We start from the raw sequence: 22,148 nt of genomic DNA, 5'->3' as shown, positions 1-22,148 counted from the left end.
GCCGCCACCCGGCGAAAAAAAGCCCCTCGAACGAGGGGCTTTTTCATTACAGCACCTTATGCGGCCCGAAACATTCGTAATGAATATTGTCTTTGTTCACACCCAGCTCTACCAGCTGCTTCGCGGCATACTGCATGAACGCCACCGGTCCGCAGACGTAGAACTGCATGTCCGGCGCGCTAAACGCCCCTTCCATCTGGCTTAAATTCATCAGGCCTTCGCTGTCAAACAGTGCGGCTGCGCGGTCTGCATCCGTCGGCAGGCGATACCAGGCGTGCGCGGTGAAGCGCGGCAGGGACGCCCCGAGCGTTTTCACTTCATCCGCAAAGGCGTGCACGTCGCCGTTTTCCGCAGCGTGGAACCAGTTGACCTGCGCGCCGTGGTTTGCTTTCGCCAGCGTATCGAGCATCGCCAGCATTGGCGTTTGGCCGACGCCCGCAGAGATCAGCGTAACCGGGGTATTCGTTTCAACGGCCATAAAGAAATCGCCCGCCGGCGCGGCCAGATGGACCACGTCGCCCACGTTAGCTTCGTTGTGGAGCCAGTTGGAGACCTGACCGCCGTCCTCACGCTTCACGGCAATACGGTAGCCTTTGCCGTTTGGCTTGCGGGTAAGAGAATACTGGCGGATCTCCTGATGCGGGAAGCCTTCAGGCTTCAGCCACACGCCCAGATACTGGCCTGGCTGGTAATCGGCAACCGGCTGTCCGTCCACCGGCTCAAATTCAAAGCTGGTAATCAATGCGCTGCGCGGGGTTTTCTCGACGATGCGGAAGGCTCGCGTGCCTTCCCAGCCGCCGTTCTTGCTGGCGTTTTCGCTGTAGATCTGTGCTTCACGGTTGATAAACACGTTTGCCAGCACGCCGTAGGCTTTACCCCACGCGTCCAGCACCTCCTGACCCGGGCTGAACATCTCGTCCAGCGTCGCCAGCAGGTGGCCACCCACAATGTTGTACTGCTCGGGTTGAATCTGGAAGCTGGTGTGTTTCTGGGCGATTTTTTCCACCGCGGGCAGCAGCGCAGCCAGGTTTTCAATATTGCTGGCGTAGGCCGCGATGGCGTTGAACAGCGCTTCGCGCTGATCGCCGTTACGCTGGTTGCTCATGTTGAAAATTTCTTTGAGCTCCGGGTTGTGCGTGAACATGCGATCGTAGAAATGGGCGGTGAGTTTAGGGCCGGTTTCCACCAGCAGGGGAATGGTGGCTTTAACGGTAGCGATGGTTTGAGCGTCGAGCATGAGCGCATCCTTCTGATGTGACTTTAATAATGTATTTTAAATGCATCTTATAAAAAATACCCCTGCGTTGTAAATGGTTCTTTGCAAGATGAAAAATATGCATCACAAACCTGAAAAGAAATCCGCTGGAAATGACGAGAGCTTTATTCCTCAAACCCTTGCGTGGCGCGTAGGAAAACGTTTGCGTAAAATCGTTTGTCAAGACCTGTTATCACAGAACTAATCAGTTATACTGTTGCCCGTCGTCCAACAGGACTGCCTTTTCAGGCCAAAATTTACTTGTTAGCTGAGTCAGGAGATGCGGATGTTAAAGCGTGAAATGAACATTGCCGATTATGATGCCGAACTGTGGCAGGCTATGGAGCAGGAAAAAGTACGTCAGGAAGAGCACATCGAACTGATCGCCTCCGAAAACTACACCAGCCCGCGCGTCATGCAGGCGCAGGGTTCTCAGCTGACTAACAAATATGCTGAAGGTTACCCGGGCAAACGCTACTACGGCGGTTGCGAGTACGTTGATATCGTTGAGCAGCTGGCTATCGACCGTGCGAAAGAACTCTTTGGCGCTGACTACGCGAACGTGCAGCCGCACTCTGGCTCTCAGGCTAACTTCGCGGTCTACACCGCGCTGCTGCAGCCGGGCGATACCGTTCTGGGTATGAACCTGGCGCAGGGCGGCCACCTGACTCACGGCTCCCCGGTTAACTTCTCCGGCAAACTGTACAACATCATCCCTTACGGTATTGATGAGTCCGGTAAAATTGACTACGAAGACATGGCGAAGCAGGCTAAAGAGCACAAACCGAAGATGATCATCGGTGGCTTCTCCGCTTACTCCGGTATCGTTGACTGGGCAAAAATGCGTGAAATCGCGGACAGCATCGGTGCTTACCTGTTCGTCGACATGGCGCACGTTGCGGGCCTGATTGCCGCTGGCGTTTACCCGAACCCGGTTCCACACGCTCACGTTGTGACCACCACCACCCACAAAACCCTGGCGGGTCCGCGCGGTGGCCTGATCCTGGCGAAAGGCGGTGACGAAGAGCTGTACAAAAAACTGAACTCCGCCGTGTTCCCAAGCGCGCAGGGCGGCCCGCTGATGCACGTTATCGCGGCTAAAGCGGTAGCGCTGAAAGAAGCGATGGAGCCAGAGTTCAAGGTTTATCAGCAGCAGGTTGCTAAGAACGCCAAAGCGATGGTGGAAGTGTTCCTGAACCGTGGCTACAAAGTGGTATCCGGCGGTACCGAAAACCACCTGTTCCTGCTGGATCTGGTTGATAAGAACCTGACCGGTAAAGAAGCTGACGCTGCCCTGGGCCGCGCCAACATCACCGTGAATAAAAACAGCGTGCCAAACGATCCGAAGAGCCCGTTCGTGACCTCCGGTATCCGTATCGGTTCTCCGGCCGTGACTCGCCGCGGCTTTAAAGAAGCGGAAGTAAAAGAGCTGGCCGGCTGGATGTGTGACGTTCTGGACAACATCAATGACGAAGCGGTAATCGAGCGCGTCAAAGGTAAAGTTCTGGATATCTGCGCACGCTTCCCGGTATACGCATAATTCATCTGCTTTGCAGAAATAAAAAAGGCCGCGCATGCGGCCTTTTTTTATGGCTTAACGCCGGTCGAGGGAAATGGCCCCCGGTCCGACAATGGCCAGCAAAATAAAGGCGCCAGCAATGCTGATATTCTTGTAGAAGTTAATCATATTCGGCACGACCGCATCACCGGTCATATCCCAGTAGTGGTGTCCAATCACCGCCGTTCCGAGGGTATAGAATACAAACAGTACCGCGAGAGGGCGGGTGAAAAAGCCCAGCACGATCAGGATAGCGGCAGGCACTTCCATCACCACCGCAATAATGGCCGCCAGCATGGGCATCGGTGCACCCAGCGAGGTCATATATTGTACGGTGCCGCTAAAGCCCGTTAGTTTTGGATAACCAAAGATAATAAACAGCACGACAAGCGCGATGCGGCCAATCAGCAGCAGCAGGTGACGTGACTGACCGAAATCGAAATAACGTAGTGAGTTCATGGCAGAAAAACCTCTGCAAGTGGAGTAATTTAAACGTAATACATATTTTCATTCCCTGCCATAAGCCAGGCGACTGCACAAGATGTTAATTTTCCGTTAATTTATAGCAGGCTATCGACTTGCTTAATTTTTATATTCTCGCCAGACTATGGCCTCGATTTCGGGAGGGATTCATGGTCTTGCATTCCACGCGCTGGCTGGCGCTCAGTTATTTCACCTATTTCTTTAGCTACGGTATTTTTCTGCCCTTCTGGAGCGTCTGGCTCAAGGGTATCGGCCTGACTCCCGAGACCATCGGCGTCCTGCTGGGGGCCGGGCTGGTAGCGCGTTTCCTCGGCAGCCTGCTGATTGCCCCGCGCGTCAGCGATCCCTCCTTGCTGATCAAGGCTGTGCGCATTCTTGCTCTGCTGACGCTGGTCTTTGTTGCCTGCTTCTGGGTCAGCCACCAGTTTGCCTGGCTGATGGTGGTGATGGTCGGCTTTAACCTGTTCTTCTCCCCGCTGGTACCGCTGACGGATGCCCTGGCGAACACCTGGCAAAAGCAGATCACCATGGACTATGGGCGCGTGCGCCTGTGGGGCTCTATTGCCTTTGTGATTGGCTCCGCGCTGGTGGGTAAACTGGTCAGCCTTTACGATTACCGCGCCATTCTCGCCCTGCTGAGTATCGGTATTGCCTCAATGCTGCTGGGCATGCTGCTGCGGCCGTCGATAATGCCGCATGGGGAAAGCCGACATCAGGAGAGCGCAGGCTGGCCCGCCTGGCGGAGCCTGGTAGCACAAAGCTGGCGTTTTCTGGCGTGTGTCTGTCTGCTTCAGGGGGCGCATGCGGCGTACTATGGGTTCAGCGCCATCTACTGGCAGGGGGCGGGATATTCTGCTTCCGCAGTGGGCTATCTGTGGTCGCTGGGCGTGGTGGCCGAAGTCATTATTTTCGCCCTGAGCAAGAAGCTGTTCCGTCGCTTTGGCGCGCGAGACCTGCTGCTGCTTTCCGCCGTGTGCGGCGTGGCGCGCTGGGGCATTATGGGCTGGACGACCGAACTGCCGTGGCTGATCGTGGCGCAAATTCTTCACTGCGGCACCTTTACCGTGTGTCATCTGGCGGCGATGCGCTATATCGCTGCGCGCGAGGGCGGGGACGTTATTCGCCTGCAGGCCGTTTATTCGGCGGTTGCAATGGGGGGGAGTATCGCCATCATGACGGTCTTTGCGGGGTTCCTCTACCAGCATCTGGGGCATGGCGTCTTCTGGGTGATGGCGCTGGTCGCCTTACCCGCCATCGTTGTTCGCCCTAAAGTGGCCGCTCGCGCGTCGCTATGATTCCAGCATGGCGCGAATATGTTCTTGCTGCTGCGCGTTCAATGTCTCAACGGCATGGATCAGCGGCGGCGAGAACAGCGGCAGGACGGTAGGGTAGGGGGTGATAACCAGCGCGGCCTCGCGCGGTGCCCCCTCTTTCTGGAAAGCCTGCAGCGTCAGATAGCGAATATTGAGCGGCAGCAGCGTCAGCTCGCGAAGCTGCTGTTCAATCAGATCCTCACTGGCCTTATCGTCTCCCGTCAGCAGGATCACCTGTTTTTCGTGCAGATCGGTCTCCTGCATCAGCCAGGCACCGAAAATCACCGCGACAAGGCTCATCTCTTCATCAGAAAAACGCAGCCCAAATTCCGCCTCCAGCTCAAACAGCGCTTCCTTCGTGGTGCGTAACAGCCGGGGATAGAGACGATGGATCTCCTCCGGCAGGCTAGTGTCGATGCCGATCTCAAACAGCGAGCGGTCCAGCGCCTGAGCAAGATGGATATACAGCTGATCGGTCAGCCCCTGTTCGTCGCTGAAGTTCATCCCGGTCTGCGAGCGAAAACGGGCGACCATGCGCACGATGGCGCGGCGCAAGCGCTGATCCTGCTGGTGCTTATCGAGCACCGGATCGGGCGTGCGGAGCATCATAAACAGCAGCGCCAGAAACAGCTGTTCTTCCCCGTGCGCTCCCTGCGGGACGCGCCGTCTCCAGTGACGCACGATCTCCTGGGCCGTAAAATACTCCCCTCTCGACTGGGTCCAGCTGCGCTGAACGTGAGAAAACTGCGGCGTATTCCCGAGCTGGTGCTGAATAAGACAGTATTGTAAATAGAGCTGTAAAAACTGGACGTCGCGGCATTCAAACTGGCGCTGCAGCTTGCGTGAGCAGAAGCCGATCAGCGCCCGCAGGTTCGCATCGTCGTAAAGCGGCCGCGCAATGCCGTGTTGTTTAAGCGCGGTTTTTAATGCGGGGGTAAACTGGTGCGAGACAAACTGCGGGCAAAGCCGCAGCGCCCGACGCAGCCAGTGCAGCAGGCATAAACGCTGATTCAGGGCTGTGCCTTCAATCCGGTAGCTGCCGTCGTGGTGCGTGACGATGTCCAGCCGGTGATAGCGCTGGATTTCATCGCGCGTCTCGGCTATATCTTGCCGTGCCATCGCGTCGTCAACCCCGTTGGCAGCAATTATGCTCTGTGCGGTGACGGCAGCATCGGGCAGGTAAAGCATCAAAAGCACCTGGCAGCGGCGCTGCGAACTGGAAAGCACAGATGGAATTTCAAGCGTCGTCATCATCTGTCGGGTATCCAGTGTGAATGTTTGATAAGAATAGCTAAAGGATGAGCGCTGAAAAGCGCGCCGGCAGGCCTTTCACTCAGGATTGCTGGGGAACATCACAGAATTTTTGACGTGAGGAATTGATGCAAACAGTTAAACAAAGTGCGATGGCGTTATTTTTGGCGGCGATCGGCTTCACCGCCAGCGCACACCCTCACAGTTTTATTGACCTCCAGACGGAGCTGGTCACCGACGGCACGCAGCTGAGCGGCCTGAAGATGCGCTGGACGATGGATGAAATCACCTCGGCCGATCTGCTCTACGATGCGGGAAACGCGAAGCCCGGCGACGAAATCTGGAAAAAGCTGGCGGCGGAAGTGATGGCCAACGTGCTCGGCCAGCACTACTTCACGGAATTCTGGCACAACGGGCAGAAGGTCAAATTTCTTAACCGGCCAACGGAATACGGTATGACGCGTGACGGGCATCAGGCGGTGCTGACGTTCGTGCTTCCTCTGGCGCATCCGCAGCCGCTGGCGGGGCAAACGTACCGTTTTTCCACCTTTGATCCTACCTACTACGTCGACATGCGCTATGACAAAGACAGCGACGTACGGCTGCCGGACGCTCTGCAAAAAAACTGCAAAATTGGCGTGCATACCCCGAAACCCAGCGAGGAGACGCTGAACTTTGCGGTCTCGCTTGATAAAGAAGATGCACCGCCTGAAGACATGGAGTTGGGTAAACAGTTCGCGCAGGAGGTGACGTTACAATGTCAGTGATCTCCTCTCCGGTTCGGAAACCGCGCCGCTGGCTTCACCTCTGGCCGCTGGCGCTCTTTCTCCTGCTAGCCGTTTGCGGTTCGCTCTGGCTGTGGCAGGCCTGGCCGCAGGTTATGATGAAAAGCATTGTCTGGCAGCGTGAGGTCAACCAGCAGATGAGCGGTCTGCTGAAGGCGGTGGCGGAAAACCCGACCAAAGCGGGTGGTTCCCTGCTGGCGTTCAGCTTTATCTATGGCGTTCTGCACGCGCTGGGGCCGGGGCACGGCAAAATTGTCATCACAACCTGGCTCGCCACACATCCGTCGAAGCTCAAATCGAGTATCGGCCTGACGCTGGCCTCCTCCCTGCTTCAGGGCAGCGTCGCGATTGCGCTCGTCGTGGTCGTGCTTTCGCTGCTACAGCTTCCCGCGCGCCAGCTGCACCTGAGCAGCTTCTGGCTGGAGAAGGGGAGCTACGCGCTGGTGGGCGTGCTGGGGCTGATCCTCTGCTGGCGGGCGCTGAAAAAGCTGCGCGTGCTGCTGCAAAAACCGAAATTCAAAACCTTTACGCCGCACCACGTTCATGATGAAACCTGCGGCTGCGGACATCAGCATTTGCCCACGCAGGAACAGTTGCAGAACGGCGACGACTGGCGCGCGCGGCTGATGATTATTCTCTCGATGGGCATGCGCCCGTGCTCGGGGGCAATTATGGTGCTGCTGTTCAGTAAGGTGATAGGCGTGTTTGGCTGGGGAATGCTCTCGGCGCTGGCGATGGCGGCAGGAACGTCTCTCACCATTTCGTCGTTAGCGCTGCTGGTACACAGCTTCCGTCAGCTGGCGGTCAAACTCAGCGGCAATAAAACGCCGGTATTGTGGAGACAGGTCGGGTGGACAACGCTCGCGCTGGCGGGCGGGGTGATTCTGCTGGTAGCGGCGGTGACGATGTGGATGAGCGCGGTGCCGGTAGGAAGGGGATTGCGGCCTTTCTAGTAGGGCGCGGTCTGATGCCCTCACCCTGACCCTCTCCCACAGGGAGAGGGAATTACCGGGATTAACGCTTCAGCGCATCGCTCAGTTCATCACGCATGTTTGCCAGCATGGCTTTAACAACGCGTGGGTTACCCGCAACGATGTTGCCAGTGGTCATGTAGTTGTGGCCGCCGGTGAAGTCGCAAACAATCGCGCCTGCTTCACGTGCGATCAGCTCGCCCGCAGCAAAGTCCCAAGGCTTCAGTGACAGCTCGAAGTAACCGTCAACGCGGCCGGTCGCCACGTAGGCCAGATCCAGCGCAGCAGAACCGGTGCGACGGAAGTCCGCGCATTCGGTGAACAGTTTGCCCAGGATATTCATATAGGTGGTCGCGTGCTGTTTCGCCTTGAACGGGAAACCGGTCGCCAGGATGGTGCCGTCCAGATCGCGTGCGTTGCTGCAGCGCAGACGGTAGCCGTTCAGCTGTGCACCCTGACCGCGGGTAGCGGTGAACAGTTCGTTACGCATTGGATCGTAAACAACGGCGACTTCAGTACGGCCTTTAATACGTACTGCGATAGACACAGAGAAGTGTGGCAGGCGTTTGACGAAGTTGGTGGTGCCATCCAGTGGATCGATAACCCATTGAACATCCTGATCGGTACCTTCATGTTCACCGCTTTCTTCGGTGATGATGGTGTGCTGTGGGTAAGATTTGCGGATCGTTTCGATAATAATCGCTTCTGCGGCTTTATCGACGTTAGTCACGAAATCATTGCTGCCTTTCTGGCTGGTTTCTACGGAGTCTGGCGTTTCGTAGTGTTTGGCAATTACATTACCCGCCTTGCGCGCTGCGCGCACGGCGATGGTCAGCATCGGATGCATCGGTCTCTCTCACTGGATGTTAAAGAACAGGAAAATCGGCGCAGAGTATAGCAGTGGGATCGGATTATGTCTCCCGTTTATGATAATATGCCCGAATATTCTTCAGACGCTGAATTCAGACATTAAAAATTATGCTGCAAAACATTCGAATCGTGCTGGTTGAAACATCGCACACCGGCAACATGGGCTCCGTTGCCCGCGCTATGAAAACCATGGGCTTAACAAACCTGTGGCTGGTTAACCCGCTGGTGAAACCAGACTCGCAGGCCATCGCCTTGGCGGCCGGTGCCAGCGACGTGATCGGCAACGCCCAGATCGTCGACACCCTTGACGAAGCGCTGGCCGGTTGCAGCCTCGTTGTCGGCACGAGCGCACGTTCACGCACGCTGCCGTGGCCGATGCTGGATCCGCGCGAATGCGGCCTGAAAAGCGTCTCAGAAGCGGAGCAGGCACCGGTTGCGCTGGTGTTTGGCCGCGAGCGCGTTGGCCTGACCAACGACGAGCTGCAGAAGTGCCACTATCACGTTGCCATCGCGGCGAACCCGGAATACAGCTCGCTGAACCTGGCGATGGCGGTGCAGGTTATCGCCTATGAAGTGCGTATGGCGTGGCTGGCGACGCAGGAGAAACCGGTCGAACCGAAAGAAGAGACGGCCTACCCTCTGGTGGACGACCTTGAGCGCTTCTACGGTCACCTGGAGCAGACGCTGCTCTCAACCGGCTTTATCCGTGAAGGCCACCCGGGCCAGGTAATGAACAAGCTGCGCCGTATGTTTACCCGTGCGCGCCCGGAAAGCCAGGAGCTGAACATCCTGCGCGGAATTCTGGCGTCGATTGAGCAGAAGAATAAGGAATAGTGCCGGTTTGTTTTCTCCCTCTCCCCGTGGGAGAGGGCCGGGGTGAGGGCATCAGGCCGCACCCAGGTAAAACGGCACGGAAGGTTAAATACCTGACTAAAACAGTCAAGTAAATAGTTGACCATTTTAGTCAGGAATGTCAGACTTGGCCCTGCTATGCAATACCCCATTTTACTATAAAAAACCCCGGGCAGGGGCGAGTTTGAGGTTAAGTAAGACATGAGACTGACATCTAAAGGGCGTTATGCCGTGACCGCGATGCTGGACGTTGCGCTCAACTCCGAAGCGGGCCCGGTTCCGTTGGCTGATATTTCTGAACGACAAGGGATCTCCCTCTCTTATCTGGAACAGCTGTTCTCCAGACTGCGTAAAAATGGACTGGTTTCCAGCGTTCGTGGCCCAGGCGGCGGTTATCTGCTGGGTAAAGACGCGGGCAGTATTGCAGTTGGTGAAGTGATTAGCGCAGTTGACGAATCCGTTGACGCGACCCGTTGCCAGGGCAAAGGCGGCTGCCAGGGCGGCGACAAATGCCTGACCCACGCGCTGTGGCGCGATCTGAGCGACCGTCTCACCGGCTTCCTGAACAACATCACCCTGGGTGAACTGGTCAATAACCAGGAAGTTCTGGATGTCTCGGGTCGTCAGCACGGTCAGGATTCCCAACGCAGCACCCGCGCGCAGGACGCTATCGACGTCAAACTGCGCGCGTAATAAAACGATAAAGATTTCAGAATCAGGCCGGGACGGTCACGTCCCGCGTACTCGGTCGTACATCCAGCCGGTTGCCTGATTCCTTGCATTGAAGCGATGTACGGAGTTTAAAGAGCAATGAAATTACCGATTTATCTCGATTACTCCGCAACCACGCCGGTGGACCCGCGTGTTGCCGAGAAAATGATGCAGTGTCTGACCCTGGACGGAAACTTTGGTAACCCAGCTTCCCGTTCACACCGTTTTGGCTGGCATGCTGAAGAGGCGGTTGATATCGCCCGTAATCAGATTGCTGACCTGGTGGGCGCCGACCCGCGTGAGATTGTTTTCACCTCCGGTGCGACCGAATCCGACAACCTGGCGATCAAAGGTGCAGCCAACTTTTATCAGAAAAAAGGCAAGCACATCATCACCAGCAAAACCGAACACAAAGCCGTGCTGGACACCTGCCGTCAGCTGGAGCGCGAAGGGTACGAAGTGACCTATCTCGCGCCACAGAGCAACGGTATTATTGACCTCAAAGAGCTCGAAGCGGCCATGCGTGATGACACCATTCTGGTTTCCATCATGCACGTCAACAACGAAATCGGCGTGGTACAAGACATCGCGACCATCGGCGAAATGTGCCGCGCGCGCGGTATCATCTACCACGTGGATGCGACCCAGAGCGTGGGCAAACTGCCTATCGACCTGAGCCAGCTGAAAGTGGATCTGATGTCCTTCTCCGGCCACAAAATCTATGGCCCGAAAGGCATCGGCGCGCTGTATGTTCGTCGTAAACCGCGTATCCGCATCGAAGCACAGATGCATGGTGGCGGTCACGAGCGCGGCATGCGTTCCGGTACGCTGCCTGTTCACCAGATCGTGGGCATGGGCGAAGCTTACCGCATTGCAAAAGAAGAGATGGAAACCGAGATGGCGCGCCTGCGCACGCTGCGTAACCGTCTGTGGGACGGCGTGAAGGATATGGAAGAAGTGTATCTGAACGGCGATCTCGAGCAGGGCGCTCCGAACATCCTCAACGTCAGCTTCAACTATGTTGAAGGCGAATCGCTGATCATGGCCCTGAAAGACCTGGCGGTTTCTTCCGGTTCTGCCTGTACGTCTGCAAGCCTCGAGCCATCCTACGTGCTGCGCGCGCTGGGTATGACTGACGAGCTGGCACACAGCTCTATCCGTTTCTCTTTAGGTCGTTTCACTACCGAAGAAGAGATTGACTACACCATCAAGCTGGTTCGCAACTCCATCGGCCGTCTGCGCGACCTTTCTCCACTGTGGGAAATGTTTAAGCAGGGCGTGGATCTGAACAGCATTGAATGGTCACATCACTAATCGGTACATAAGGAGAATTCAATCATGGCATACAGCGAAAAAGTCATCGATCATTACGAAAACCCGCGCAACGTTGGCTCTTTTGACAACAGCGACGAATCTGTCGGTAGCGGCATGGTTGGCGCACCGGCGTGTGGCGACGTGATGAAGTTGCAGATTAAAGTCAACAATGAAGGTATCATTGAAGACGCGCGCTTCAAGACCTACGGCTGCGGTTCTGCTATCGCGTCCAGCTCCCTGGTCACCGAATGGGTGAAGGGCAAGTCTCTGGACGAAGCACAGGCAATCAAGAACACGGATATTGCTGAAGAACTCGAACTGCCACCGGTGAAAATTCACTGTTCAATTCTGGCAGAAGACGCGATCAAAGCCGCCATTGCGGATTACAAAAGCAAACGTGAAGCAAAATAATTGAGGTTTGAGTATGTCGATTACCCTTAGCGACAGCGCTGCCGCGCGAGTAAGCTCTTTTCTGGCGAACCGTGGTAAAGGCTTTGGCCTGCGACTGGGCGTACGTACCTCCGGCTGTTCTGGTATGGCTTACGTACTGGAGTTTGTTGATGAACCGGCGTCTGACGACACCGTGTTTGAAGACAAGGGCGTGAAGGTGGTGGTCGATGGCAAAAGCCTGCAATTCCTCAACGGCACTCAGCTGGACTTCGTTAAAGAAGGCCTGAACGAAGGGTTCAAATTCACGAACCCGAACGTCAAAGACGAGTGTGGTTGCGGCGAAAGCTTCCACGTTTAACCGCGTTCCGCTGTTATACCGATTAATTCGTGTTGCAGAAAGGCGGCAAGCGAGTGAATCCCCAGGAGCTTACTTAAGTAAGTGACTGGGGGGAACGAGCGCAGACAACGCATCTGCAGCGCGAAGTAAGAAGGTATAACCCCACCGTGGCTCTGCTGCGCGTGGGGTTTCTTCTAACAGGCTACCCCTGAGATTGTTATGGATTACTTCACTCTCTTCGGACTACCCGCTCAATACCCGATTGATCTGCAGGCGCTGACGATCCGCTTTCAGGATCTGCAGCGTCAGTATCACCCGGATAAATTCGCCAGTGGTACTCAGGCAGAACAGCTGGCTGCGGTATCGCACTCTGCGACCATCAACCAGGCCTGGCAGACGCTGCGTCATCCGCTGAGCCGTGCCGAGTACCTACTCTCGCTCCACGGTTTCGATCTGGCGAGCGAACAGCATACCGTGCGCGACACCGCGTTTCTGATGGAACAGCTGGAACTTCGCGAAGAGCTGGATGAGATTGAACAGGCCAAAGACGAAGCGCGTCTGGAAAGCTTCATCACGCGCGTGAAGGGCATGTTCGATACCCGCCATCAGCAGATGGTGGAGCAACTGAACAACGAGACCTGGGACGTGGCGGCAGATACTGTGCGCAAACTCCGTTTTCTCGATAAACTGCGAAGCAGTGCTGAACAACTCGAAGAAAAGCTGCTCGATTTTTAAATTTCGGAAGCAATTATGGCCTTATTACAAATTAGTGAGCCTGGCTTAAGTGCCGCACCGCACCAGCGTCGTCTGGCGGTGGGTATTGACCTCGGCACCACCAATTCCCTCGTGGCGACCGTGCGCAGCGGCCAGGCGGAAACGCTGGCCGACGAGCAGGGCCGCCATCTGCTGCCTTCCGTGGTCCACTACCAGCAGCAGGGTCACGCGGTCGGCTATGACGCCCGCGCCAACGCCGCGCGCGATCCGGCCAACACCATCAGCTCCGTAAAGCGCATGATGGGCCGCTCGCTGGCCGATATTCAGACCCGCTATCCGCATCTGCCGTATCAGCTGCAGGCCAGTGAAAACGGCCTGCCGATGATCGCAACCGCGGCCGGTCTGCTGAACCCGATTCGCGTGTCCTCCGACATCCTCAAAGCGCTGGCGGCGCGCGCGACGGCGACGCTCGGCGGCGATTTAGACGGCGTGGTGATTACCGTTCCTGCCTATTTTGACGATGCACAGCGTCAGGGCACCAAAGACGCCGCGCGTCTGGCGGGCCTGCACGTGCTGCGCCTGCTGAACGAACCGACGGCGGCGGCGATTGCCTACGGCCTCGACTCCGGTCAGGAAGGGGTCATTGCGGTTTACGATCTCGGCGGCGGTACCTTTGATATCTCGATCCTGCGCTTAAGCCGCGGGGTGTTTGAAGTGCTGGCGACCGGCGGGGATTCCGCGCTGGGCGGCGATGACTTCGACCATCTGCTGGCTGACTACATTCGCGAGCAGGCGGGCATCAGCGATCGCAGCGATGCGCGCGTTCAGCGTGAGCTGCTGGATGCGGCTATCGATGCCAAAATCGCCCTGAGCGATGCGCAGACAGTCACTGTTAACGTTGCAGGCTGGCAGGGTGACATCACCCGCGACAAGTTCGACGACCTGATTGCCCCGCTGGTGAAACGCACCCTGCTGGCCTGCCGTCGCGCATTGAAAGATGCGGGCGTTGAGGCAAACGAGGTGCTGGAAGTCGTCATGGTGGGCGGCTCGACCCGCGTGCCGCTGGTGCGCGAGCGCGTGGGCGAATTCTTTGGCCGCACGCCGCTGACCTCCATCGACCCGGATAAAGTGGTTGCCGTAGGCGCTGCAATCCAGGCCGATATTCTGGTCGGCAACAAACCGGACAGCGAAATGCTGCTGCTTGACGTCATTCCGCTGTCGCTGGGGTTAGAAACCATGGGCGGCCTGGTGGAGAAAGTGATCCCGCGTAACACCACCATTCCGGTGGCGCGCGCGCAGGAGTTCACCACCTTCAAAGACGGCCAGACCGCGATGTCCATCCACGTGATGCAGGGCGAACGCGAGCTGGTGCAGGACTGCCGCTCTCTGGCGCGCTTTGCGCTGCGCGGTATTCCGGCGCTGCCTGCAGGCGGGGCGCATATTCGCGTTACCTTCCAGGTGGATGCGGACGGCCTGCTGAGCGTCACGGCGATGGAAAAATCCACCGGCGTGGAATCGTCCATTCAGGTGAAGCCGTCCTACGGCCTGACCGATGGCGAAATCGCCTCCATGATTCAGGACTCAATGAGCTACGCCGAGCAGGATGTGAAGGCGCGTATGCTGGCTGAACAGAAAGTTGAAGCCGCCCGCGTGCTGGAAAGCCTGAACGGCGCGCTTGCTGCCGATGCCGCGCTGTTAAGCGCCGCTGAGCGTCAGGTGATTGACGATGCTGCCGCGCACTTAAGCGCTGTCGCAGTAGGCGATGACGCTGACGCAATAGAAGAAGCCATTAAAAACGTTGATAAACAAACCCAGGACTTTGCTGCTCGCCGCATGGACAAATCTGTCCGCGTCGCGCTGAAAGGCCAGTCCGTGGACGAGGTTTAATATGCCAAAGATTGTAATTTTGCCTCATGCGGACCTCTGTCCGGATGGCGCTGTTCTGGAAGCGAAGACCGGTGAAACCATTCTCGATGTTGCCCTGCGTGCAGGTATCGAAGTGGAACATGCCTGTGAGAAATCCTGTGCCTGCACCACCTGCCACTGCATCGTGCGTGAAGGTTTCGACTCTCTCGCCGAGAGCACCGAAGACGAAGACGACATGCTGGATAAAGCATGGGGTCTGGAGCCAGACAGCCGCCTGAGCTGCCAGGCCACGGTGACCGATGAAGATCTGGTCGTGGAATTCCCACGCTACACCATCAACCACGCACGCGAGCATTGATATGGGACTGAAGTGGACAGACAGCCGTGAAATCGGCGAAGCGCTCTACGACGCGAACCCGGATCTCGATCCGAAGACCGTACGATTCACCGACATGCACCAGTGGATCTGCGATTTAGAGGATTTCGACGACGATCCAAACGCATCCAATGAAAAAATTCTGGAGGCGATTCTGTTAGTCTGGTTAGATGAAGCAGAATAAATAACATAACGGGCTGCCTTCAGGCGGCCCGTTTGCTAGTTGCTAATAAGGAAAAATAAAATGACCGAAGCGATGAAGATTACGCTCTCGAATCAGCCTGCCGACGCACGCTGGGGCGAGAAAGCCACCTACAGCATTAATAACGACGGCATTACCCTGCACCTGACCGGCAAAGATGATACCGGCCTGATCCAGCGCGCCGCCCGTAAAATTGACGGTCTGGGCATTAAGCATGTCTCCCTGGAAGGCGAAGGCTGGGACACCGACCGCAGCTGGGCATTCTGGGCGGGCTATAAGGGCCCGAAAGGCACCCGCAAAATTGAGTGGGCAAACCTCGATGCCGCCGGTCAGAAAGAGCTGGAAAGCCGCCTGCAAATTATCGACTGGGTACGCGACACCATCAACGCCCCGGCTGAAGAGCTCGGTCCGGAGCAGCTGGCGCAGCGCGCCGTTGACCTGCTGTGCGGTGTGGCGGGCGACAAAATGTCCTACCGCATCACCAAAGGTGAAGACCTGCGCGAGCAGAATTACATGGGTATCCACACCGTGGGCCGTGGTTCTGAGCGTCCTCCGGTCCTGCTGGCGCTGGATTACAACCCAACCGGCGATAAAGCGGCACCGGTCTTTGCCTGCCTGGTGGGTAAAGGCATCACCTTCGATACCGGCGGCTACAGCCTGAAGCAGAGCGCGTTCATGGACTCCATGAAGTCTGACATGGGCGGCGCGGCAACCATCACCGGCGCGCTGGCGTTTGCCATCACTCGCGGTCTGAACAAGCGCGTGAAGCTGTATCTCTGCTGCGCGGACAACATGGTGAGCGGTAACGCCTTCAAGCTGGGCGACATCATTCGCTACCGCAACGGCAAAAACGTCGAAGTGATGAACACCGACGCCGAAGGCCGTCTGGTGCTGGCCGATGGCCTGATCGACGCCTCTGCCCAGAAGCCGGAGCTGATTATCGACATGGCGACCCTCACCGGCGCGGCGAAAACGGCGCTGGGCAACGACTACCATGCGCTGTTCAGCTTCGACGACAAGCTGGCCGCTCGCCTGCTGGCAAGCGCCGCTGCGGAAAACGAGCCGTTCTGGCGTCTGCCGCTGGCCGAGTTCCACCGCAGCCAGCTGCCGTCCAACTTTGCCGAGCTGAACAACACCGCGAGCGCGGCGTACCCGGCGGGTGCAAGCACCGCAGCAGGCTTCCTGTCCCACTTCGTTGAGAATTATCACGAAGGCTGGCTGCACATCGACTGCTCCGCAACGTACCGTAAAGCGGCGGTTGAGCAGTGGTCCGCGGGCGCGACCGGTCTGGGCGTGCGTACCGTGGCGAACCTGCTGACGGCTGAGTAATCTTTTTCGCCGGGTGGCGCTGCGCTTGCGCGGGGCTACGGTGTCATCGTATTGCCCGGCGGCGCTGCGCTTGCACGGGCCTACGGTTTTGTAGGCCGGGTAAGCGAAGCGCCACCCGGCGTTTTTTGAAGTAGCGAAACTATGTCAGAAACCAAAAACGAATTAGAAACCCTGCTGGAGCAGGCGGCGACCGAGCCCGCCCACCGTCCGGCATTTTTCCGCACGCTGCTGGAATCCACCGTCTGGGTGCCGGGCACCGCGGCGGAAGGTGAGCAGGTTGTCGAAGACAGCGCGCTGGATCTGCTGCACTGGGAGAAAGACGACGGCACCTCGGTGATCCCATTTTTCACCTCGCTGGAAGCCCTGCAGGAAGCGGTAGAAGACGAACAGGCGTTCGTCGTAATGCCGGTGCGTACTCTGTTTGAAATGACGCTAGGCCAGACGCTGTTCCTCAACGCTAAATTGCCAACCGGGAAAGAGTTCACGCCGCGCGAAATCAGCCACCTGATGGGTGAAGAGGGCAACCCGCTCAGCACCCAGGAGGTGCTGGAAGGGGGCGAAACGCTGCTGCTCTCTGAAGTGGCCGAGCCGCCCGCGCAGATGATCGATTCCCTGACCACGCTGTTTAAAACGCTCAAGCCCGTCAGGCGTGCGTTTCTCTGCTCCATTAAAGAGCGCGCGGACGAACATCCGGTACTGCTGATTGGTATTGAGGCGGACGGCGATATCGAGGATATCATCCAGGCGGCGGGAAGCGTGGCGACCGACACGCTGCCGGGCGATGAGCCGATTGATATCTGCCAGGTGAAAAACGGTGAGAAGGGCATCAGCCACTTTATTACCGAGCATATCACCCCGTTCTACGAGCGTCGCTGGGGCGGCTTCCTGCGCGATCTCAAAACTAACCGCATCATCTGATTACGGCGGGGTGAATATCACCCCGTTGCTTCCAGCAGCAGTAAATCCATCAGCAGCACCAGATTCGACTCAAACGACGTCACCCCTGCGGCTTCGGCGGCGAAGTGTACCGCTTCGTCATAGAGGGCAAAATGCACGTCCGCCATCCCCGCCAGCGTGTTGGCCGAGGCGCGGGTAAACGCGACGATCGTCATGCCGACGTTTTTGGCGATGCGCGCTTTATCCAGCACCTGTTCCGTTTCGCCGCTGCGCGAGACGGCAATAAACACCTGATAGCGGGCAGCGTTGCTGAGGAAAATATTCCGGCTGTCCCCCGGCCCGGAGATAAACGCCGTTTTGCCCAGCACCTGCAGCTTCTTGGTCAGGTACTCCGCAAACAGATAGGAAAACCCGGCGCCGTAGAGAAAGAAGCTCTCTTTCTGGCGCAGCAGGTCGGCAAACTGCTGGCGCTTCTCCTGCGTGACCCACTGGAAGGTGTGCTGATAGTTGGCGATAAACTGATTAAACAGCGCCGGGAGTTCTGGAAGGGAGGGAGCCTGGGCGGCAATATGCGGCGTGTCGGAGAGCAGCTGCTTACAGTGCCAGATAAACTCGCTAAAGCCGCTGAATCCCAGCTTCTGGCACAGCCGCATGATGGTGGCGGTAGAAACAAACGTCGCCTGCGCGAGCTCTCGCACCGTGATGTTGCCCACCAGCAGCGGATGCTCCGTGAGGTGGGCGAGGACGCGATACTCCGCGCGGGTCAGCGATGCCCCGCGCGTTAACAGCGTGGCCAGGCGGTTATCCATTATTTCGCGGGTTCGACAGGCAGATCGTCTCGCGCACCCCATTCGCTCCAGGCGCCGTCGTAAAGCGTGACGTCGTTTACGCCGAGCGTGGCGAGCGCCAGGATCGCCACGCAGGCCGTGACGCCGGAGCCGCAGCTGGCAATAATCGGACGATGTAAATCCATGCCTGCGCGGTCAAAAATGGCGCGCAGCTCGTCGGTGGTTTTCAGCTCGCCCTCAAACACCAGGTCCCCCCACGGCACGTTCAGCGCGCCCGGAATATGTCCGCGCTTCAGCCCCGGACGCGGTTCATCCGCTTCGGCATTGAAGCGCGGAGCAGGACGGGCATCGACGATTTGCGCTGTTTTTTCATGGCTCACGACCAGCACGTCGGTCAGGCGTTTCACCACGTGCGCGTCGAACGTGGCATCAAATTCGCCTTCCGGCAGCGTCACGTCGCCCTGCTGAAGGGGCAGCTCGTCGCGCTTCCAGCCCGCCAGCCCGCCCGCCAGAATCGAGACTTTTTCCACGCCGAAGTTCTTCAGCATCCACCACGCGCGCGGTGCGGAGAAGAGGTTACCTTCATCATAGACAACGAGGTGTTTGTCTTTGCTGACGCCCAGCTCGCGCATTGCCACGGAAAATGCTTCCGGGCGCGGCAGCATGTGCGGCAGAGGGGAGGTGTGATCGGAGAGGGCTTCAATATCAAAAAATACCGCGCCAGGCAGGTGACCTGCGCGGTATTCAGCGGGAACATCGCGATGCTCTTGCCCAGGAGGGGCCATACGCGCGTCAATAATCTGAACTTCCGGATCGTCGCCGTGCTCAATCAGCCAGTCGGCGGCGACAAAATATGAGGTGGACATGGGTTGCCTCCATTCTTTTCCGTAAAAAAGGATTGTCGGTGTTTTTTCTGACACCGACAAGCAAACCACGTTCAACTCGCGAGCAAGCCCCTATTTTTTCACCGTTTCGCCGTCCTGCCAGGCTTTTTGCAGCGCGGGCCAGTAGTCGCGGTTGGCCTCGATCATCTCATCCAGAATCGCTTTTGCATGTTCCATGGTCGGCACGGTGCGGTTGAGGGTGAACGCCTGCAGGGCTTTCTCATAGCTGCCCTCAATGGTCGCCTCCACCAGCAGCTGTTCAGAGGCGAGCTGCTGTTGCAAAAGGGTCTGATGGAACAGCGGCACCTGACCGATGCGAATCGGTTCCGGGCCTTCGGAGGTGATATACGCGGGCACTTCCACCACGGCATCGTAAGGCAGGTTGGTAATCGCGCCGCGGTTCTCCACCATCACCAGATGGCGGCTCCGCAGGTTAAAGGCCAGCGAGCAGGCGACATCGACGATAAACTCGCCGTGCACGCCCACGTGGAAGGCATCCGGCAGGATCCCGGTGCGCTTATATTCTTCGGCTGCGGCGAACAGCTTTTTCTCACGCCCGTCCATCACTTCATTGGCGCGGGTATAGTCCGGGTTCTGATGCTCCACAATCTGGTTCGGCATCAGGTAGTACTGCAGATACGGGTTCGGCAGATACTCCGGGAAGTTGTCCATGATTGGCTTAATGTTGCGCCAGGTTCTTACCCACGAAGGATCCGAGTGCTGCGGGTCGGTTTTGGCCGCATCTTCCGTCAGCAGGCCAAACTTCGCGATATGCTTACGCAGCTCCGGCAGCTTGTCTTTGCCGTCCACCAGTACGCGGGTAAACCAGCCGAAGTGGTTCAGACCGAAGTAGTCGACTTCGAGCTTGTGTCGATCGACTCCCAGAATCGCCCCCATATTGCGCATCGCGGCCACCGGCATATCGCAGATGTTCAGCACCCGCGCATTTGGCCGCAGGCGGCGCACGCCCTCCGCGACGATCGCCGCCGGGTTGGAGTAGTTCACGATCCAGGCTTTTTCATGCGCGTAGCGATCGACCAGATCGATAAGCTCCACCATCGGCAGGATCGTGCGCAGGCCGTAGGCCAGGCCGCCGGGTCCGCAGGTCTCCTGGCCGACCACGCCGTGACGCAGCGGGATCTTCTCGTCCTGCTCGCGCATCCTGTACTGGCCGACGCGCATCTGGGCGAAGACAAAATGCGCGCCGCTAAAGGCCACTTCCGGGTCACTGGTGACGGTAAATTTGATGCTCTGACTGTGGTCGCGAATGACCTTCTCTACGACGGGCGCAATGGTGTTCTGACGCGCCTCGTCGATGTCATAAAGGCGAATTTCGGCCAGCGGGAAATCCTGCAGGCGCACCATCAGGCTTTTCACAATACCCGGCGTGTAGGTGCTACCGCCGCCGGCGATCGACAGAGTGAATGGGGGTGTAAACATCTTTAGCTCCTTTCAGAGAAACGTCTCAACGGCTTCTCGCATTTTTTTGACGTGCAGCCCGTAGACCACCTGAACGTTGTTACCTTGTTTGATTATCCCTTTCGCGCCGGTCGCCTTCAGGCGCGGCTCGTCGATGATGTCGACGTCCTTCACCGTGACGCGTAAGCGGGTGTAGCAGTTATCCACCACTTCAATGTTTTCCCGGCCGCCCAGCCCCACCACGATGGATTCGCCCAGCCCGTCGTTATTGCCTTTGGCCTGGTACTCCTGCTTGCTGTAGAGGCGCGTCTCCTTATCGTCATCCTCACGGCCTGGCGTCTTCATGTTGAAGCGCAGGATCAGGAAGCGGAACACCACGAAGTAGAGGGCAAACATGATCAGCCCGACCACGATGTACATCGGCCAGTTGGACTTCTCCGTGCCGAGCGGCAGGTTGTAAAGGATGAAGTCAATAATCCCGTTGGCGCCGATGGCGTGAACGCCCAGCAGCGAGAACAGCATCATGCCGATGCCGGTCAGCACCGCGTGCACCACGAAGAGCAGCGGGGCGACGAACAGGAAGGAGAACTCAATCGGCTCGGTCACGCCGACCAGCAGCGAGGTCAGCGCCGCCGGGATCAGAATGGCTTTCGCAATCGCTTTACGCTCCGGCTTTGCGGTCATATACATCGCCAGCGCGGCGGCAGGCAGGCCGAACATCTTGCTGATGCCGCGCGCGTCCCACACTACGGTGCTGCTGAGCTGCTTCACGTCCGGGCAGGCCATCTCGGCGAAGTAGATATTGCGCGCGCCCTGATAGGTTGCGCCGCACACCTCCTGCGTGCCGCCCAGCTCGGTATAGAGGAACGGCGTATAAACCAGATGGTGCAGGCCGGTGGGGACCAGAATGCGTTCCAGGAAACCGTAGATTGCCACGCCAAACGGCCCGGAGCCTTTGATGGCCAGCGCCAGGGCGCTAATGCCGTGCTGGGCAAACGGCCACAGTTCACTCATCACCACGCCGAGCAGCATGGAGACGGGGAGCATGACGATGGCGACAAAGCAGTGGCCGGAGTAAATCGCCATCGCGCCGTTAAACTGTACGCCGGAGTATTTGTTGTACAGATAGCCTGAGAGCGCCCCGGTCAGGATCCCGGCAAAGACACCCATCTCCAGCACCTGCATGCCCAGCACCATGGTTTGCCCGGCCGCTTTCATCTGGGCAGCTGGCGCCAGCGCGCCCTGCAGCTGTAGCGTGACGTTCATGGCGTTGATGAACACGATAAAGGTCACCAGGCCAATCAGCGCGGCATAGCCTTTATCACGCGTCGCCAGACCAATCGGGATCCCGACGGCAAACACCAGCGCCAGGTTCACCAGCACCGACACGGCAGATTTCGCGATAAGCTGACCAATGTGCTGAATCAGGGGATGGCCAAGAAACGGCAGGTATTCAGCGAGGTTACCGTTACCCAGCACGTTACCAAAGGCGATAAACAGACCGACGATCGGTAAGATAAGTACCGGTCCGTACAATGATTTTCCGAAATTTTGTAGGGCGTTCACGGCTCGTTTCATGGCTT

At 57.7% G+C, this 22,148-nt stretch carries 23 protein-coding genes; 15 read left to right on the top strand and 8 right to left on the bottom strand.

Features of this window, described 5'->3' with window-relative positions:
- Positions 1-46: 46 nt before the first annotated feature.
- Positions 47-1,237 carry an NO-inducible flavohemoprotein gene (gene hmpA / locus AC2TE5_RS16920; RefSeq protein WP_484612068.1) on the bottom strand — a complete coding sequence of 397 codons (1,191 nt, stop codon included), beginning with the start codon at positions 1,235-1,237 and terminating at the stop codon, positions 47-49.
- A gap of 304 nt (positions 1,238-1,541) precedes the next feature.
- On the opposite strand from hmpA, the gene glyA reads away from it, so the two are divergent.
- Positions 1,542-2,795 carry a serine hydroxymethyltransferase gene (glyA, locus tag AC2TE5_RS16915; RefSeq protein ID WP_008502165.1) on the top strand — a complete coding sequence of 418 codons (1,254 nt, stop codon included), beginning with the start codon at positions 1,542-1,544 and terminating at the stop codon, positions 2,793-2,795.
- Positions 2,796-2,849: 54 nt separating this feature from the next.
- Here glyA and AC2TE5_RS16910 read toward each other — a convergent pair whose 3' ends face one another.
- Positions 2,850-3,272 (bottom strand): DoxX family protein, encoded by a 423-nt coding sequence (locus tag AC2TE5_RS16910; RefSeq protein ID WP_063143407.1) that lies wholly within the window; start codon positions 3,270-3,272, stop codon positions 2,850-2,852.
- A gap of 173 nt (positions 3,273-3,445) precedes the next feature.
- Here AC2TE5_RS16910 and AC2TE5_RS16905 point away from each other — a divergent pair, with 173 nt between their 5' ends.
- A complete protein-coding gene (locus tag AC2TE5_RS16905; protein WP_484612067.1) occupies positions 3,446-4,591 on the top strand; it encodes a 3-phenylpropionate MFS transporter in 1,146 nt (381 codons plus the stop codon).
- On the opposite strand, the gene csiE is transcribed toward AC2TE5_RS16905, so the two are convergent.
- Positions 4,586-5,863 (bottom strand): stationary phase inducible protein CsiE, encoded by a 1,278-nt coding sequence (gene csiE, locus AC2TE5_RS16900; RefSeq protein ID WP_484612066.1) that lies wholly within the window; start codon positions 5,861-5,863, stop codon positions 4,586-4,588. The genes AC2TE5_RS16905 and csiE overlap by 6 nt on opposite strands.
- Before the next feature lie 125 nt (positions 5,864-5,988).
- Between csiE and AC2TE5_RS16895 the strand changes: the two genes are divergently transcribed.
- Entirely contained in the window at positions 5,989-6,627 is a 639-nt protein-coding gene (locus AC2TE5_RS16895; RefSeq protein ID WP_484612065.1) for a DUF1007 family protein, read from the top strand.
- Positions 6,618-7,598: a nickel/cobalt transporter gene (locus AC2TE5_RS16890; RefSeq protein WP_484612064.1), complete on the top strand. Its 981-nt coding sequence runs from the start codon at positions 6,618-6,620 to the stop codon at positions 7,596-7,598. The genes AC2TE5_RS16895 and AC2TE5_RS16890 overlap by 10 nt, the downstream gene beginning before the upstream one ends.
- Before the next feature lie 61 nt (positions 7,599-7,659).
- Here AC2TE5_RS16890 and suhB read toward each other — a convergent pair whose 3' ends face one another.
- On the bottom strand, positions 7,660-8,463 hold the full coding sequence (gene suhB, locus AC2TE5_RS16885; RefSeq protein ID WP_028014077.1) for an inositol-1-monophosphatase: 804 nt from the start codon (positions 8,461-8,463) through the stop codon (positions 7,660-7,662).
- 131 nt (positions 8,464-8,594) lie between these two features.
- Between suhB and trmJ the strand changes: the two genes are divergently transcribed.
- From trmJ to sseB, 11 genes are all read left to right on the top strand, one after another.
- Positions 8,595-9,320, top strand: coding sequence for a tRNA (cytosine(32)/uridine(32)-2'-O)-methyltransferase TrmJ (gene trmJ / locus AC2TE5_RS16880; protein WP_023333041.1), 726 nt, complete (start codon positions 8,595-8,597; stop codon positions 9,318-9,320).
- 219 nt (positions 9,321-9,539) lie between these two features.
- On the top strand, positions 9,540-10,031 hold the full coding sequence (gene iscR / locus AC2TE5_RS16875) for a Fe-S cluster assembly transcriptional regulator IscR (protein ID WP_023308826.1): 492 nt from the start codon (positions 9,540-9,542) through the stop codon (positions 10,029-10,031).
- A gap of 117 nt (positions 10,032-10,148) precedes the next feature.
- Positions 10,149-11,363, top strand: coding sequence for a cysteine desulfurase (iscS, locus tag AC2TE5_RS16870; RefSeq protein ID WP_008502157.1), 1,215 nt, complete (start codon positions 10,149-10,151; stop codon positions 11,361-11,363).
- Positions 11,364-11,387: 24 nt separating this feature from the next.
- Positions 11,388-11,774 carry a Fe-S cluster assembly scaffold IscU gene (gene iscU / locus AC2TE5_RS16865; protein ID WP_003860661.1) on the top strand — a complete coding sequence of 129 codons (387 nt, stop codon included), beginning with the start codon at positions 11,388-11,390 and terminating at the stop codon, positions 11,772-11,774.
- Between the two features lie 13 nt (positions 11,775-11,787).
- A complete protein-coding gene (gene iscA / locus AC2TE5_RS16860; RefSeq protein ID WP_003860659.1) occupies positions 11,788-12,111 on the top strand; it encodes an iron-sulfur cluster assembly protein IscA in 324 nt (107 codons plus the stop codon).
- Between the two features lie 198 nt (positions 12,112-12,309).
- Positions 12,310-12,825 (top strand): co-chaperone HscB, encoded by a 516-nt coding sequence (gene hscB, locus AC2TE5_RS16855; RefSeq protein ID WP_119915345.1) that lies wholly within the window; start codon positions 12,310-12,312, stop codon positions 12,823-12,825.
- A 15-nt stretch (positions 12,826-12,840) separates the two neighbouring features.
- Entirely contained in the window at positions 12,841-14,691 is a 1,851-nt protein-coding gene (gene hscA / locus AC2TE5_RS16850) for a Fe-S protein assembly chaperone HscA (protein WP_484612063.1), read from the top strand.
- A gap of 1 nt (position 14,692) precedes the next feature.
- The gene (gene fdx, locus AC2TE5_RS16845; RefSeq protein ID WP_032659448.1) at positions 14,693-15,028 is read left to right on the top strand and encodes an ISC system 2Fe-2S type ferredoxin; all 336 of its coding nucleotides are present in this window, start codon (positions 14,693-14,695) and stop codon (positions 15,026-15,028) included.
- A 1-nt stretch (position 15,029) separates the two neighbouring features.
- Positions 15,030-15,230: a Fe-S cluster assembly protein IscX gene (gene iscX, locus AC2TE5_RS16840; RefSeq protein WP_003860650.1), complete on the top strand. Its 201-nt coding sequence runs from the start codon at positions 15,030-15,032 to the stop codon at positions 15,228-15,230.
- 60 nt (positions 15,231-15,290) lie between these two features.
- Complete coding sequence (pepB, locus tag AC2TE5_RS16835) at positions 15,291-16,577, top strand: aminopeptidase PepB (RefSeq protein ID WP_252032822.1); 1,287 nt, start codon at positions 15,291-15,293, stop codon at positions 16,575-16,577.
- A 141-nt stretch (positions 16,578-16,718) separates the two neighbouring features.
- Positions 16,719-17,495 (top strand): enhanced serine sensitivity protein SseB, encoded by a 777-nt coding sequence (sseB, locus tag AC2TE5_RS16830; protein WP_238459952.1) that lies wholly within the window; start codon positions 16,719-16,721, stop codon positions 17,493-17,495.
- 17 nt (positions 17,496-17,512) lie between these two features.
- On the opposite strand, the gene AC2TE5_RS16825 is transcribed toward sseB, so the two are convergent.
- The 4 genes from AC2TE5_RS16825 to AC2TE5_RS16810 all read right to left on the bottom strand — a co-directional run bounded on the left by AC2TE5_RS16825 (position 17,513) and on the right by AC2TE5_RS16810 (position 22,143).
- A complete protein-coding gene (locus AC2TE5_RS16825) occupies positions 17,513-18,283 on the bottom strand; it encodes a MurR/RpiR family transcriptional regulator (RefSeq protein WP_213328051.1) in 771 nt (256 codons plus the stop codon).
- On the bottom strand, positions 18,283-19,128 hold the full coding sequence (gene sseA, locus AC2TE5_RS16820) for a 3-mercaptopyruvate sulfurtransferase (RefSeq protein WP_484612062.1): 846 nt from the start codon (positions 19,126-19,128) through the stop codon (positions 18,283-18,285). Before sseA ends, AC2TE5_RS16825 begins: the two co-directional genes overlap by 1 nt.
- 90 nt (positions 19,129-19,218) lie before the next feature.
- Positions 19,219-20,586, bottom strand: a complete 1,368-nt coding sequence (locus tag AC2TE5_RS16815; protein WP_484612061.1) for a 6-phospho-alpha-glucosidase — start codon at positions 20,584-20,586, stop codon at positions 19,219-19,221.
- A gap of 12 nt (positions 20,587-20,598) precedes the next feature.
- Positions 20,599-22,143 carry a PTS transporter subunit EIIC gene (locus AC2TE5_RS16810; protein ID WP_484612060.1) on the bottom strand — a complete coding sequence of 515 codons (1,545 nt, stop codon included), beginning with the start codon at positions 22,141-22,143 and terminating at the stop codon, positions 20,599-20,601.
- Positions 22,144-22,148 lie beyond the last annotated feature (5 nt).

The organism is Enterobacter sp. N5-15 (genome assembly GCF_057221635.1).
Note: the sequence above shows the minus strand (reverse complement) of the source record. Positions and strands in the feature narration are given on the sequence as shown.